The sequence below is a fragment of the Enterobacter sp. Cy-643 genome, from assembly GCF_011752815.1.
In the GTDB taxonomy this organism is placed as follows: Bacteria; Pseudomonadota; Gammaproteobacteria; order Enterobacterales; family Enterobacteriaceae; genus Cedecea.
This window is the reverse complement of record NZ_VWWV01000003.1, coordinates 162,355-176,559: the sequence shown is the minus strand read 5'-3', so window position 1 is coordinate 176,559 and position 14,205 is coordinate 162,355. Positions and strand designations below refer to the sequence as shown.

Here is a 14,205-nt window from a genome sequence, read left to right as displayed (position 1 = left end):
TTTGTGACATAAGATCGAATTGGTATGGAGTGTGAACATTTTACCGTTATAGTAACTCTGGCTTTACAGCTAAACGGAAAAAATAATTAACACTCCTCTTTACAAGCGGTCCTCTATGTCAAAACAGCACGCCAGACCTCTTAACCGGCAGGATTACAAAACCCTGACGCTCGCCGCCCTCGGTGGTGCCCTCGAATTCTACGACTTCATTATCTTCGTCTTCTTTGCGGCGGTGTTGGGAGAGCTCTTTTTCCCGGCAGATATCCCGGAGTGGCTGCGCCAGGTGCAGACATTCGCTATTTTCGCGGCGGGTTATCTTGTGCGTCCGCTGGGCGGGGTTGTGATGGCGCATTTTGGCGATCTGGTGGGCCGCAAAAAGATGTTTACCCTCAGTATTCTGCTGATGGCGGTACCGACGCTGGCTATTGGCTTGTTGCCTACGTATGCGTCGCTGGGCATTGCGGCTCCGCTGTTACTGCTGCTGATGCGTATTCTGCAAGGGGCGGCCATCGGTGGCGAAGTGCCGGGCGCCTGGGTTTTTGTCTCAGAGCATGTGCCGGATAAGCGGATTGGTATTGCCTGCGGCATTTTGACGATGGGGCTGACCGTCGGCATTTTGTTGGGTTCCGTGGTAGCAACCATTATTAATACTTCCATGACCCAGCAGGCGATCCATGACGGCGGCTGGCGCATTCCTTTCTTCCTGGGCGGGATTTTTGGCCTGGTGGCGATGTACCTTCGCCGCTGGCTGCGTGAAACGCCGATCTTCCTCGAAATGCAGCAGCGCAAAGCGCTGGCCGAGGAGCTGCCGCTTAAGTCGGTGGTAGTTGGGCATAAAAAAGCGGTGGTTGTTTCTATGCTGCTGACCTGGCTGCTCTCCGCCTGTATCGTGGTGGTGATTTTGATGTCACCAATTTGGCTACAAAAACAGCATGGAATTGCTCCAGCCTTAACGCTGCAGGCAAACAGTATTGCCACGATTATGCTGTGCGTGGGCTGCCTGCTGGCAGGCCTGGCGGCTGACCGCTTTGGCTCAGGGAAAACCTTTACCGTCGGCAGCGTTTTGCTCGCCATCTGCAGCTGGATGTTTTATCACCTGAGTGGGACACATCCAGAGCACCTCTTCTTGCTGTATGGCCTGGTCGGGCTGAGCGTGGGCGTGGTTGGCGCGGTGCCATTTGTTATGGTGCGGGCGTTCCCGGCGCAGGTGCGATTCACCGGAATTTCGTTTTCTTACAATCTGTCTTATGCCATTTTTGGCGGCCTGACGCCGATTGCGGTCACCATGCTAATGGGCGTGTCGCCGATGGCGCCGGCCTGGTACGTACTGTCGCTTGCCATCGTGGGTTTAGTGATGGGAATTTGGCTAAGAAAGGATATTCATCATCAGGATGAGATAGAGGAAGGAGCGCTGACACAGTCCTGAATAAAAAAACGCGGAGCAGGGCTCCGCGTTTTACTTTCCGCTAAAGGAAGATTAGTGCTTTTCGCCGATCGGCAGCACGGTGCGGCCAAACTGCTCGTTCAGCACTTCACCCATCGCCAGGTAGATGGCGCTGGCGCCACACACGAGGCCAATCCAGCCTGCGACTTTCACGATACCTTCGTTATCTGCCAGGTGGCCAATTGCCAGCAGGGCAAACAGCACGGTCAGGCTGGCAAACACGAACTGCAGCATACGGGGGGCTTTCAGGGTGCCGAAGAACATGAACAGGGTGAAGACACCCCACAGACCCAGGTACGCGCCAAGGAAGTGGCCGTTGGCCGCATCGCTGAGGCCCATTTTAGGCATCAGCAGAATCGCCACCAGCGTCAGCCAGAAAGAGCCGTAAGAAGTGAAGGCGGTTAAACCGAAAGTGTTCCCTTTTTTAAACTCCAGCAGGCCCGCGAAGATTTGCGCGATACCGCCGTAGAAAATCCCCATCGCGAGGATAGTAACGTCAAAACCAAAAATACCTGCGTTATGCAGGTTGAGCAAAATGGTGGTCATGCCGAAGCCCATTAAGCCCAGGGGAGCTGGATTAGCCAACTTAGTGTTGCCCATAGTTCCTCTGAAAAATTCATCTGAAATGTAGTGTTAATTAATGCCCGGCAGCCGGGAGTCCGGTTGCGGGCGCGGCATAATAATCAGGCAGCACGTCGGCGTCTATGATCTGAGCGGGGGGAAAGCAGAAAATTTTTTTTCACCTGCCCCTTGATGGCAAGCGTTGCGACCCCATCTTGTATGCAACCGCAGTTGGCGGACCTGAAAAAAAACGCTTCGGGCAGTTGAAACAGACGCTTTTGCCCGCATAACAGGTTCACAACCACATGATGACGAATTTTTAGTGGAGACGTTTAGATGGGTAAAATTATTGGTATCGACCTGGGGACAACCAACTCTTGTGTCGCGATTATGGATGGTACAACTGCTCGTGTGCTGGAGAACGCCGAGGGCGACCGCACCACGCCTTCTATCATTGCTTACACGCAGGACGGCGAAATCCTGGTAGGTCAGCCGGCTAAACGTCAGGCAGTGACTAACCCGCAAAACACTCTGTTTGCGATTAAACGCCTGATTGGCCGTCGCTTCCAGGACGAAGAAGTGCAGCGTGATGAAGCCATCATGCCGTACAAAATCATCGGCGCAGACAACGGCGACGCATGGATTGACGTAAAAGGTCAGAAAATGGCACCGCCGCAGATCTCTGCAGAAGTGCTGAAGAAAATGAAGAAAACCGCTGAAGATTACCTGGGTGAGCCGGTAACCGAAGCTGTTATTACCGTACCTGCATACTTTAACGATGCTCAGCGTCAGGCAACCAAAGACGCCGGCCGTATCGCGGGTCTGGAAGTGAAACGTATCATCAACGAACCAACCGCTGCCGCTCTGGCTTACGGCCTGGATAAAGAAGTTGGCAACCGTACTATCGCGGTTTACGACCTTGGTGGTGGTACTTTCGATATCTCTATTATCGAAATCGACGAAGTTGACGGCGAGAAAACCTTCGAAGTTCTGGCAACCAACGGTGATACCCACCTGGGTGGTGAAGACTTCGACAGCCGCATGATCAACTACCTCGTTGACGAGTTTAAGAAAGATCAGGGCATTGACCTGCGTAACGATCCGCTGGCAATGCAGCGCCTGAAAGAAGCGGCAGAAAAAGCAAAAATCGAGCTTTCTTCTGCACAGCAGACTGACGTGAACCTGCCGTACATCACTGCAGACGCGACCGGTCCAAAGCATATGAACATCAAAGTGACTCGTGCGAAACTGGAATCCCTGGTCGAAGACCTGGTCAACCGTTCTATCGAGCCGCTGAAAGTTGCCCTGCAGGATGCTGGCCTGTCCGTATCCGATATCCAGGACGTTATCCTGGTTGGCGGTCAGACCCGTATGCCAATGGTGCAGAAAAAAGTTGCTGAGTTCTTCGGTAAAGAGCCGCGTAAAGACGTTAACCCGGATGAAGCTGTTGCTATCGGTGCAGCGGTTCAGGGTGGTGTTCTGACGGGTGAAGTTAAAGACGTACTGCTGCTGGACGTTACCCCGCTGTCTCTGGGTATCGAAACCATGGGCGGCGTGATGACTGCGCTCATCAATAAAAACACCACTATCCCGACCAAGCACAGCCAGGTGTTCTCTACTGCCGAAGACAACCAGTCTGCGGTAACCATCCATGTGCTGCAGGGTGAGCGTAAACGTGCTGCGGATAACAAAGATCTGGGCCAGTTTAACCTTGACGGTATCAGCCCGGCACCGCGCGGTATGCCGCAGATCGAAGTCACCTTCGACATCGATGCTGACGGTATCCTGCACGTTTCAGCGAAAGACAAAAACAGCGGCAAAGAGCAGAAGATCACCATCAAAGCATCTTCTGGCCTGAACGAAGACGAAATCCAGAAAATGGTTCGTGACGCAGAAGCTAACGCTGAAGCTGACCGTAAGTTCGAAGAGCTGGTTCAGACCCGTAACCAGGGCGACCATCTGCTGCACAGCACCCGTAAGCAGGTTGAAGAAGCAGGCGACAAACTGCCGGCTGACGACAAAACTGCTATTGAGTCTGCGCTGACCGCGCTGGAAGCGTCCCTGAAGGGCGAAGACAAAGCGGACATCGAAGCAAAAATCCAGGCTCTGGCTGAAGTGTCTCAGAAGCTGATGGAACTGGCTCAGCAGCAGCACGCTGAGCAGCAGGCTGGCAATGCTGCAGATGCAGGCAACGCTAACGCCGGCAAAGACGACGATGTTGTTGATGCCGAGTTCGAAGAAGTTAAAGATAAAAAATAATCGCCCTGATGCAGGGTAATTAACCGGCACGGGCGCGGAGTTTACTCCACGCCCGTGCTCGTATGTTAAGGGCAGAAAAAAGAGATGGCGAAGAAAGACTATTACGAGGTTTTAGGCGTTCCGAAGTCAGCGGAAGAGCGTGAAATCAAAAAAGCTTACAAGCGCCTGGCGATGAAGTTCCATCCGGACCGTAACCAGGGCGATAAAGAGGCCGAGGCAAAGTTCAAAGAGATTAAAGAAGCCTACGAAATCCTTACCGACGATCAAAAACGTGCGGCCTACGATCAGTACGGCCATGCTGCGTTTGAGCAGGGTGGTATGGGCGGCGGTGGCGGCTTTGGCGGCGGCGGTGCGGATTTCAGCGATATCTTTGGCGACGTATTTGGCGACATTTTTGGTGGCGGACGCCGCCAGCGTGCTTCCCGTGGTGCAGACCTGCGCTACAACATGGACTTAACGCTTGAGGAAGCGGTTCGTGGCGTCACCAAAGAGATCCGTATCCCGACGCTGGAAGAGTGCGAAGTTTGCCACGGCAGCGGCGCGAAAAAAGGCTCTTCTCCGCAGACCTGTCCAACCTGTCACGGACAGGGCCAGGTGCAAATGCGTCAGGGGTTCTTTACCGTGCAGCAAAGCTGCCCGCACTGTCAGGGCCGCGGCACCATCATTAAAGATCCGTGCAACAGCTGCCACGGTCACGGCCGCGTAGAGAAAACCAAAACGCTGTCGGTGAAAATTCCGGCGGGCGTGGATACCGGCGACCGCATTCGTCTGTCTGGCGAAGGTGAAGCTGGCGAGCACGGCGCGCCATCAGGCGATCTGTACGTTCAGGTTCAGGTGAAACAGCACCCAATCTTCGAACGTGAAGGCAATAACCTCTACTGCGAAGTGCCGATCAACTTTGCGATGGCTGCGCTGGGCGGGGAAATTGAAGTTCCAACTCTGGACGGTCGGGTTAACCTCAAGGTTCCGGGCGAAACGCAAACCGGGAAACTGTTCAGAATGCGTGGTAAAGGCGTGAAGTCCGTGCGCGGCGGTGCGCAGGGCGATCTGCTGTGCCGGGTTGTTGTTGAGACGCCGGTGAGTCTGAATGAAAAACAGAAAAAGCTGCTGCGCGATTTAGAAGAGAGCTTCGGTGGCCCAACAGGGGCGAACAATAGCCCGCGCTCGAAGAGTTTCTTCGACGGCGTGAAGAAATTCTTTGATGATTTAACTCGGTAATTTCTTCCTGTCGCTATGCTTAAAAAACCTGAACTGCTTCATTCGGTTCAGGTTTTTTTATGTCTCTTTATATCGATCGGTTTTTTCGATCGTTACTTGCAATATAAGCTGTTTTTAACGATGTGTCATTATCGCTATGCTGGCTAACCTATTAGTGTTCAGGATGAATACGCTACTTAGAGAGTTGGGTGAAATAATGACTAAAAATCTGCAACGTTTTTTTCAAAATGATGCCGCCGGCGGTATTTTTTTGATTGTTGCCGCCGCGCTGGCAATGCTGCTGGCAAATATGGGATCGACCAGCGCCGGCTATGAGGCATTCCTTGCCACGCCCGTCGAGGTAAGAATTGGGCCGCTGGATATCAGTAAAAATCTGCTGCTGTGGGTGAATGACGCCCTGATGGCGATTTTCTTCCTGATGATCGGCCTTGAGGTGAAGCGGGAAATGGTTATCGGCTCACTGGCCGATCGCCGCCAGGCTTCATTCCCGGTCATTGCCGCCCTCGGCGGGATGGTCGTGCCGGCTCTGCTTTATCTGGTTTTCAACTATGCTGATCCTGTAACGCGTGAAGGCTGGGCCATCCCTGCGGCAACGGATATCGCGTTTGCTTTGGGGATCCTGGCGCTTTTGGGTAACCGTGTTCCGCTGGCGCTGAAGGTCTTCCTGATGGCGCTGGCGATTATCGACGATCTTGGGGCGATTGTGATTATCGCGCTGTTTTATACCCACGATCTCTCGATGATGTCGCTGGGCGTAGCGGCTGCGGCTATTGCTGTACTGGCATTGCTGAACCTGTTTAACGTGCGCCGGACCGGCGTTTACATTCTGGTAGGCATCATACTCTGGACCGCGGTATTGAAATCAGGCGTGCATGCCACGCTTGCGGGCGTGATTATTGGTTTCTTTATCCCGCTGAAAGAAGAGAAAGGGCGTTCGCCAGCTCAGGATCTGGAGCATGTGCTGCATCCATGGGTTGCTTTCTTGATCCTGCCGCTGTTTGCTTTTGCTAATGCCGGCGTTTCTCTTAGCGGCGTGACCATGCAGGGGCTGACGTCGCTTCTGCCGCTGGGCATTATCGCCGGGTTGTTCATCGGTAAGCCGCTGGGCATCAGCCTGTTTTGCTGGCTGGCGCTGAAGTTTAAGCTTGCCTCACTGCCAGAGGGAACAAGCTTCAGGGATATTATGGCGGTAGGCGTGCTGTGTGGTATCGGGTTTACGATGTCAATTTTCATTGCTTCACTGGCCTTTGGCGACGTTGACGCGGAGCTGATTACCTGGGCGAAACTGGGCATTTTGCTGGGGTCGTTACTCTCTGCAGTCGTCGGCTTCATGATGCTAAAAGTACGATTGCCTAAGGCGACTTCATGACGTTACTGGCTGCCGGGTCATCGCCAGATGACCCGATAATGGATTAATTCTCAGGGAGTGAAGGGTATGTCCCATATCAATTACAATCATCTTTATTATTTTTGGCACGTTTGCAAAGAAGGGTCGGTTGTCGGTGCCGCTGAGGCATTGTTCCTGACCCCGCAAACGATCACCGGGCAAATCAAAGCGCTTGAAGAGCGCCTGCAGGGCAAACTATTCCGCCGTCAGGGCAGGGGACTTGTCCCTTCGGAGTTGGGGCAACTGGTGTTCCGCTACGCCGACAGAATGTTCACCCTGAGCCAGGAAATGCTGGATATCGTTAACTACCGTAAAGAAGCTAACATTTTGTTTGATGTTGGCGTAGCGGATGCGTTATCCAAACGCCTGGTTAGCGGCGTGCTGGATGCGGCCGTCGTTGGGGATGAGCAGATCCACCTGCGCTGCTTTGAATCCACCCATGAAATGCTGCTGGAGCAGCTTAGTCAGCATAAGCTGGATATGATCATTTCGGACTGCCCGATTGACTCGACTCAGCAGGAAGGGCTGTTCTCGGTGAAACTCGGCGAGTGCGGGATCAGTTTCTGGTGTCAGGGACCAAAGCCTGAGCAGCCTTTCCCCGCCTGTCTTGAAACCCGTCGCCTGCTTATTCCCGGGCGCCGCTCAATGCTGGGGCGCAAACTGCTCAACTGGATTAACATCCAGGGATTGAAGGTTGAGATTCTGGGCGAGTTTGATGATGCCGCGCTGATGAAGGCGTTTGGTGCCGCGCATAACGCTATCTTTGTGGCGCCAACGCTGTATGCGCAGGATATCTACAGCGATGACGATATCGTCGAGATAGGCAGAATGGATAACGTGCTGGAGGAGTACCATGCCATTTTTGCCGAACGCATGATTCAGCACCCTGCGGTACAACGTATCTGCAGCAAGGATTACTCAGCGTTGTTTAAAGTTGACTGAATAACAGGCATAAAAAAACCGGCGTTAGCCGGTTTTTTTATCAAAGCTTACAGCAAAAAGGCGATTAAGCCAGTTTGTTGATTTGCGCAGTCAGGTTTGCTTTATGACGCGCAGCTTTGTTTTTGTGGATCAGACCTTTAGCAGCCTGACGGTCCACGATTGGTTGCATTTCGTTAAATGCTTTCTGTGCAGCAGCTTTATCGCCAGTTTCAATCGCTGCGTATACTTTCTTGATGAAAGTACGCATCATAGAGCGACGGCTTGCGTTGTGCTTACGAGCCTTTTCAGACTGTACGGCACGTTTCTTAGCTGATTTGATATTAGCCAAGGTCCAACTCCCAAATATGATCTATGTGGACAATTCAAAGGCCGAGGAATATGCCCCGTTAGCCTTCTTTTGTCAATGGATTTGTGCAAATAAGCGTCGTTAAATTTCCGACACCTCTTACGTGTGATGGCGCGGATTCTACCAGCATCGGGCTTCGGAATACAGTCTTTCGCATCAAAATTCGTCAAGACAAATGCGAAGTTTGTGCAAAGCCCTTCCCAGCACAATGAATTCATTCAAGCTTTACGTTAAAGGCGCTAATCGCCGGTTAACCTTAATCGCGGTAGTTGGTATAATCCGCCAATTTCCACTGTTTTGAGCCAGCCATGAAGCTGATATGCGGTATACATAATCTGCGCCGGGAGCACCACGGGTGTGTACTCACCATTGGTAATTTCGACGGCGTGCATCGTGGCCATCAGGCGCTATTAAAGGGTCTATGCGAAGAAGGGCGCGCGCGCAACCTTCCGGTAATGGTCATGATTTTTGAGCCTCAACCGCTCGAACTGTTTGCACCGGAAAAAGCCCCTGCCCGATTGACTCGCCTGCGAGAAAAGCTGCGCTATTTGGCCGAGTGTGGCGTGGACTACGTGCTGTGCGTGCGCTTTGATCGCCGCTTTGCTGCGCTGAGCGCACAAAACTTTGTGAGCGACCTTCTGGTTGACCGACTCGGGGTGAAATTCCTCGCCGTGGGCGATGATTTCCGCTTTGGCGCTGGTCGCCAGGGGGATTTCTTGTTATTACAGAAGGCTGGCCGCGAGTACGGGTTTGATATCACCAGCACCCAAACGTTTTGTGACGATGGAGTGCGTATCAGCAGTACCGCAGTGCGCCAGGCGCTGGCCGATGACGACCTGCAGCAGGCTGAAAATCTGTTGGGGCATCCGTTTATGATCTCTGGCCGCGTCGTGCATGGGGATGAATTGGGGCGCACTATTGGCTTCCCGACGGCAAACCTGCCGCTGCGTCGCCATGTTTCCCCGGTAAAAGGGGTTTATGCGGTGGAAGTCTCAGGCCTTGGTGAAAAGCCGATTGCCGGCGTGGCAAACATCGGTACTCGCCCTACGGTGGCGGGAATACGCCAGCAGCTTGAAGTCCATTTACTGGACGTTGTAATGGACCTTTATGGTCGCCATATAGAAGTAGTGCTGCGTAAAAAGATACGTAATGAGCAGCGATTTGCTTCACTCGATGAGCTGAAGGCGCAAATCGCCAGAGATGTGGTGTCAGCCCGAGAATTTTTTGAGTCAAATGCCTGAAAGGCTAACCGAAATACGGAACCGAGAATCTAATGAGTGACTTTAAATCTACCCTAAATTTGCCTGAAACAGGGTTCCCGATGCGCGGCGATTTAGCCAAGCGCGAACCGGGTATGCTGGCGCGTTGGAATGATGACGATCTGTACGGCATCATCCGTAATGCGAAAAAAGGCAAAAAAACCTTTATTTTGCATGATGGCCCTCCTTATGCGAACGGTAGCATTCACATTGGTCACTCAGTTAACAAGATTCTGAAAGATATTATTATCAAGTCTAAAGGGCTTTCCGGCTTCGACTCGCCGTACGTGCCGGGCTGGGACTGTCACGGTCTGCCAATCGAACTGAAAGTAGAGCAACTGATCGGCAAGCCGGGTGAGAAAGTGTCCGCCGCCGAGTTCCGTGCCGCGTGCCGTAAATATGCCGCTGAGCAGGTTGATGGCCAGCGCGAAGACTTCATCCGTCTGGGCGTGCTGGGCGACTGGTCTCGTCCGTACCTGACCATGGACTTCAACACTGAAGCCAACATCATTCGTGCGCTGGGCAAAATCATCGGCAACGGCCATCTGCACAAAGGCGCTAAGCCGGTTCACTGGTGCGTGGACTGCCGTTCTGCGCTGGCAGAGGCTGAAGTTGAGTACTACGACAAAACGTCCCCATCCATCGACGTAACGTTCAATGCCGTTGATGCCGATGCGGTGAAAGCTAAGTTTGGTGCCTCTGCCGTTAATGGCCCGATCTCCCTGCTTATCTGGACTACAACGCCGTGGACGCTGCCTGCTAACCGCGCTATCTCTCTGGGCGCCGAGTTCGATTACGTGCTGGTGCAGATTGAAGGCCAGGCGCTGATCGTGGCGAAAGACCTGCTGGAAAGCGTGCTGAAGCGCGCTGGCGTAACTGATTACCAGGTTCTCGGTACCGTGAAAGGCGCTGAGCTTGAGCTGCTGCGCTTTAAGCATCCGTTCATGGGCTTCGACGTTCCGGCTATTCTGGGCGATCACGTTACTCTGGACGCGGGTACAGGTGCGGTTCACACCGCCGGTGGTCACGGCCCGGACGATTACACTATCAGCCAGAAATACGGCTTGGAAATCGCAAACCCGGTAGGCCCGGACGGGAGCTATCTGCCGGGGACCTATGAAGGTCTGGACGGTGTTCTGGTGTTCAAAGCGAACGATCTGATCGTTAATATCCTGCGTGATAAAGGTGCCCTGCTGCACGTTGAAAAACTGCTGCACAGCTACCCGCACTGCTGGCGCCACAAAACGCCTATCATCTTCCGCGCAACGCCGCAGTGGTTTATCAGCATGGATCAGAAAGGCCTGCGCGCGCAGTCCCTGAAAGAGATCAAAGGCGTGCAGTGGATCCCTGACTGGGGCCAGGCGCGTATCGAATCCATGGTGGCAAATCGCCCTGACTGGTGTATCTCGCGTCAGCGTACCTGGGGTGTGCCGATGTCACTGTTCGTGCACAAAGATACCGAAGAATTGCACCCACGCTCGCTCGAGCTGATGGAAGAAGTCGCTAAGCGCGTTGAGCAGGACGGTATCCAGGCGTGGTGGGATCTCGATCCGCGCGACATCATGGGTGATGACGCAGACAACTACGTTAAAGTGCCGGATACCCTGGACGTATGGTTCGATTCAGGATCTACTCACTCTTCCGTTGTCGACGTGCGTCCAGAGTTCCACGGTCACGCGGCGGATATGTACCTGGAAGGTTCGGATCAGCATCGCGGCTGGTTCATGTCTTCCCTGATGATCTCCACGGCGATGAAAGGCAAAGCGCCTTACCGTCAGGTACTGACCCACGGCTTTACCGTGGATGGTCAGGGCCGCAAGATGTCCAAATCTATCGGCAACACCGTTAGCCCACAGGACGTGATGAACAAACTCGGCGCGGACATTCTGCGTCTGTGGGTGGCATCAACGGATTACACTGGCGAGATGGCCGTTTCCGACGAGATCCTGAAGCGCTCCGCTGACGCTTACCGTCGTATCCGTAACACCGCGCGCTTCCTGCTGGCTAACCTGAACGGTTTCAATCCAGAAACCGATATGGTGAAACCGGAAGATATGGTGGTGCTGGATCGCTGGGCCGTTGGCTGTGCGCAAGAAGCTCAGGCGGATATTCTCGCTTCTTACGAAAACTACGATTTCCACGAAGTGGTGCAGCGCCTGATGCGCTTCTGCTCCGTGGAAATGGGCTCGTTCTACCTCGACATCATCAAGGATCGTCAGTACACCGCGAAGGCCGACAGCGTGGCGCGTCGCAGCTGCCAGACTGCGCTGTACCATATCTCTGAAGCGCTGGTCCGCTGGATGGCGCCGATCATGTCCTTCACCGCCGACGAAATCTGGGGCTACCTGCCAGGCTCGCGCGAGAAGTATGTGTTCACCGGTGAATGGTACGAAGGTCTGTTTGGCCTGGCGGAAAGCGAAGCGATGAACGGTGAGTTCTGGGACACGCTGCTGACCGTGCGTGGCGAAGTGAACAAGGTTATCGAGCAGGCTCGTGCGGATAAGCGTATTGGTGGGTCTCTGGAAGCGGCAGTCACTCTGTACGCTGACGCTGAGCTGGCGGCGAAGCTCAACAGCCTGAGCGACGAATTACGATTTGTCCTGTTGACCTCGGCCGCTGCCGTTGCCGATTATGCGCAGGCGAGCGAGGACGCTCAGCAGAGCGAAATCCTCAAAGGGCTGAAAGTGGCCCTGCGTAAAGCCGACGGTGAGAAGTGCCCGCGCTGCTGGCATTACACCACCGATATCGGTCAGGTAGCGGAACACGCAGAAATCTGCGGCCGCTGTGTCAGCAACGTAGCCGGCGACGGCGAACAACGTAAGTTTGCTTGATGAAACCCATTTTCTCTACCGGATTGCGCTGGCTGTGGCTGGTGGTGGTAGTGCTGATTGTGGACCTGGGCAGTAAATATCTGATCCTCCAGCATTTCATGCTGGGGGATACGGTTTCCCTGTTTCCGTCCCTGAATTTGCACTATGCGCGTAACTATGGCGCGGCGTTTAGCTTCCTGGCCGACAAAGGCGGCTGGCAGCGCTGGTTCTTCGCGGGTATCGCTATCGGTATCTGCGTGGCGCTGGTGTGGATGATGTATCGCGCTAAAGCCAGCCAGAAACTGAATAACATCGCCTATGCGTTAATCATTGGCGGTGCGCTCGGGAATCTGTTCGATCGTCTGTGGCACGGCTTTGTCGTCGACATGATCGATTTCTACGTTGGTGACTGGCATTTTGCCACCTTCAATCTGGCCGATACCGCAATTTGTATCGGCGCGGCGCTGATTGTGCTGGAGGGGTTCTTTGTCTCCTCCGACAAGCCCGCGAAGCAAAAAGGGTAATCCATGGCTGAGTCCGTACAAACTAACAGCGCGGTGCTGGTGCACTTTACGCTTAAGCTTGAGGATGGCTCCACCGCGGAGTCAACCCGCGCTAACGGTAAGCCCGCGCTGTTCCGCCTTGGGGATGAAACATTGTCGCCGGGTCTGGAAGACCAGCTGGTTGGCCTGAAAGCTGGCGATAAAAAAGCGTTCTCGCTGGCGCCTGAGGCCGCTTTTGGCATTCCAAGCCCGGATATGATCCAGTACTTCTCGCGCCGCGAGTTTGTCGAAGCAGGCGAACCTGAACCGGGCGCCATCATGCTCTTTACCGCTATGGATGGCAGCGAAATGCCGGGCGTTGTGCGCGAAGTTAACGGTGATTCGATCACCGTCGACTTTAACCATCCGCTGGCCGGGCAGACTATCCATTTTGATATTGAAGTGCTGGAAGTTGATCCGGTCCTGGAGGCGTTGAATGCAGATCCTGTTGGCTAATCCCAGAGGCTTTTGCGCCGGGGTCGACCGCGCTATCAGCATTGTGGAAAACGCACTGCAGATTTACGGCGCGCCTATCTACGTTCGTCATGAAGTGGTACATAACCGCTATGTAGTGGACAGCCTGCGCGCGCGCGGGGCGATTTTTATCGAGCAAATTAGCGAAGTGCCTGACGGTGCGATCCTGATTTTCTCCGCGCACGGTGTTTCTCAGGCGGTGCGTAACGAAGCGAAAAGCCGTGAGCTGACCGTCTTCGACGCCACCTGCCCGTTAGTGACTAAAGTGCATATGGAAGTGGCTCGAGCCAGCCGCCGTGGTGAAGAGTCTATTCTGATTGGCCATGCCGGCCACCCGGAAGTAGAAGGCACCATGGGCCAGTACAGCAACCCGAAAGGGGGCATGTACCTGGTGGAGTCACCGGACGATGTCTGGACGCTTGAGGTCAAAGACGAAAGCAATCTGTCGTTTATGACCCAAACTACGCTTTCCGTGGACGATACTTCGGATGTGATTGACGCTCTGCGCCAGCGTTTCCCGAAAATTATCGGCCCGCGCAAAGACGACATTTGCTATGCCACGACCAACCGTCAGGAAGCGGTTCGTGCGCTGGCCTCGGAAGCCGATGTTGTGCTGGTGGTAGGCTCTAAAAACTCCTCGAATTCCAACCGTCTTGCAGAACTGGCACAGCGGATGGGGAAAGCCGCCTGGCTTATCGACGATGCTTCTGATATCCAGGAAGCCTGGCTCAAAGGCGTGAATTGTGTCGGCGTGACTGCCGGTGCATCCGCGCCTGACGTATTAGTGCAAAACGTCATTGCTCGCCTGCGCGAACTGGGCGGCGATGAAGCCCAGGAACTGACCGGGCGCGAAGAGAACATCGTGTTTGAAGTACCGCGTGAGCTTCGCGTGGACATCCGTGAAGTCGATTAGCGTCGCGGGTTTCCGTTTATGAGAAGATGCCAGCTGGTGTATGCCCGCTG

The 14,205-nt window shown here is 54.1% G+C and carries 12 protein-coding genes; 10 read left to right on the top strand and 2 right to left on the bottom strand.

The annotated features are described in order from the left end of the window. Window positions 1-115 precede the first annotated feature (115 nt). On the top strand, window positions 116-1,426 hold the full coding sequence (locus tag F3J29_RS13840; protein WP_166866910.1) for an MFS transporter: 1,311 nt from the start codon (window positions 116-118) through the stop codon (window positions 1,424-1,426). 51 nt (window positions 1,427-1,477) lie between these two features. Here F3J29_RS13840 and satP read toward each other — a convergent pair whose 3' ends face one another. Further along, entirely contained in the window at window positions 1,478-2,044 is a 567-nt protein-coding gene (satP, locus tag F3J29_RS13835) for an acetate uptake transporter (RefSeq protein WP_045781297.1), read from the bottom strand. Between the two features lie 297 nt (window positions 2,045-2,341). Here satP and dnaK point away from each other — a divergent pair, with 297 nt between their 5' ends. The 4 genes from dnaK to nhaR all read left to right on the top strand — a co-directional run bounded on the left by dnaK (window position 2,342) and on the right by nhaR (window position 7,811). Beyond that, a complete protein-coding gene (dnaK, locus tag F3J29_RS13830; RefSeq protein ID WP_166866907.1) occupies window positions 2,342-4,264 on the top strand; it encodes a molecular chaperone DnaK in 1,923 nt (640 codons plus the stop codon). Between the two features lie 84 nt (window positions 4,265-4,348). After that, entirely contained in the window at window positions 4,349-5,482 is a 1,134-nt protein-coding gene (dnaJ, locus tag F3J29_RS13825) for a molecular chaperone DnaJ (RefSeq protein ID WP_166866905.1), read from the top strand. Window positions 5,483-5,678: 196 nt separating this feature from the next. Then, a complete protein-coding gene (nhaA, locus tag F3J29_RS13820) occupies window positions 5,679-6,851 on the top strand; it encodes a Na+/H+ antiporter NhaA (protein WP_166866903.1) in 1,173 nt (390 codons plus the stop codon). 66 nt (window positions 6,852-6,917) lie between these two features. Then, window positions 6,918-7,811 (top strand): transcriptional activator NhaR, encoded by an 894-nt coding sequence (gene nhaR / locus F3J29_RS13815; RefSeq protein WP_166866901.1) that lies wholly within the window; start codon window positions 6,918-6,920, stop codon window positions 7,809-7,811. A 64-nt stretch (window positions 7,812-7,875) separates the two neighbouring features. Here nhaR and rpsT read toward each other — a convergent pair whose 3' ends face one another. Continuing rightward, complete coding sequence (gene rpsT / locus F3J29_RS13810) at window positions 7,876-8,139, bottom strand: 30S ribosomal protein S20 (RefSeq protein ID WP_008461694.1); 264 nt, start codon at window positions 8,137-8,139, stop codon at window positions 7,876-7,878. Between the two features lie 326 nt (window positions 8,140-8,465). On the opposite strand from rpsT, the gene ribF reads away from it, so the two are divergent. From ribF to ispH, 5 genes are read left to right on the top strand one after another with little or no spacing between them, the layout of a single operon-like run. After that, window positions 8,466-9,398 (top strand): bifunctional riboflavin kinase/FAD synthetase, encoded by a 933-nt coding sequence (gene ribF / locus F3J29_RS13800; protein ID WP_166866899.1) that lies wholly within the window; start codon window positions 8,466-8,468, stop codon window positions 9,396-9,398. Window positions 9,399-9,430: 32 nt separating this feature from the next. Continuing rightward, the gene (gene ileS, locus F3J29_RS13795) at window positions 9,431-12,247 is read left to right on the top strand and encodes an isoleucine--tRNA ligase (protein ID WP_166866897.1); all 2,817 of its coding nucleotides are present in this window, start codon (window positions 9,431-9,433) and stop codon (window positions 12,245-12,247) included. Continuing rightward, complete coding sequence (lspA, locus tag F3J29_RS13790; protein ID WP_039290186.1) at window positions 12,244-12,750, top strand: signal peptidase II; 507 nt, start codon at window positions 12,244-12,246, stop codon at window positions 12,748-12,750. Before ileS ends, lspA begins: the two co-directional genes overlap by 4 nt. Before the next feature lie 3 nt (window positions 12,751-12,753). Further along, the gene (gene fkpB, locus F3J29_RS13785) at window positions 12,754-13,224 is read left to right on the top strand and encodes an FKBP-type peptidyl-prolyl cis-trans isomerase (protein ID WP_039300323.1); all 471 of its coding nucleotides are present in this window, start codon (window positions 12,754-12,756) and stop codon (window positions 13,222-13,224) included. After that, window positions 13,205-14,155 (top strand): 4-hydroxy-3-methylbut-2-enyl diphosphate reductase, encoded by a 951-nt coding sequence (gene ispH, locus F3J29_RS13780; protein WP_166866895.1) that lies wholly within the window; start codon window positions 13,205-13,207, stop codon window positions 14,153-14,155. The genes fkpB and ispH overlap by 20 nt, the downstream gene beginning before the upstream one ends. Window positions 14,156-14,205 lie beyond the last annotated feature (50 nt).

Coding starts and splice junctions, on each gene's coding strand:
- F3J29_RS13840 (WP_166866910.1), top strand. CDS start 116: ATGTCAAAACAGCACGCCAGACCTCTTAACCGGCAGGATTACAAAACC.
- satP (WP_045781297.1), bottom strand. CDS start 2,044: ATGGGCAACACTAAGTTGGCTAATCCAGCTCCCCTGGGCTTAATGGGC.
- dnaK (WP_166866907.1), top strand. CDS start 2,342: ATGGGTAAAATTATTGGTATCGACCTGGGGACAACCAACTCTTGTGTC.
- dnaJ (WP_166866905.1), top strand. CDS start 4,349: ATGGCGAAGAAAGACTATTACGAGGTTTTAGGCGTTCCGAAGTCAGCG.
- nhaA (WP_166866903.1), top strand. CDS start 5,679: ATGACTAAAAATCTGCAACGTTTTTTTCAAAATGATGCCGCCGGCGGT.
- nhaR (WP_166866901.1), top strand. CDS start 6,918: ATGTCCCATATCAATTACAATCATCTTTATTATTTTTGGCACGTTTGC.
- ribF (WP_166866899.1), top strand. CDS start 8,466: ATGAAGCTGATATGCGGTATACATAATCTGCGCCGGGAGCACCACGGG.
- ileS (WP_166866897.1), top strand. CDS start 9,431: ATGAGTGACTTTAAATCTACCCTAAATTTGCCTGAAACAGGGTTCCCG.
- fkpB (WP_039300323.1), top strand. CDS start 12,754: ATGGCTGAGTCCGTACAAACTAACAGCGCGGTGCTGGTGCACTTTACG.
- ispH (WP_166866895.1), top strand. CDS start 13,205: ATGCAGATCCTGTTGGCTAATCCCAGAGGCTTTTGCGCCGGGGTCGAC.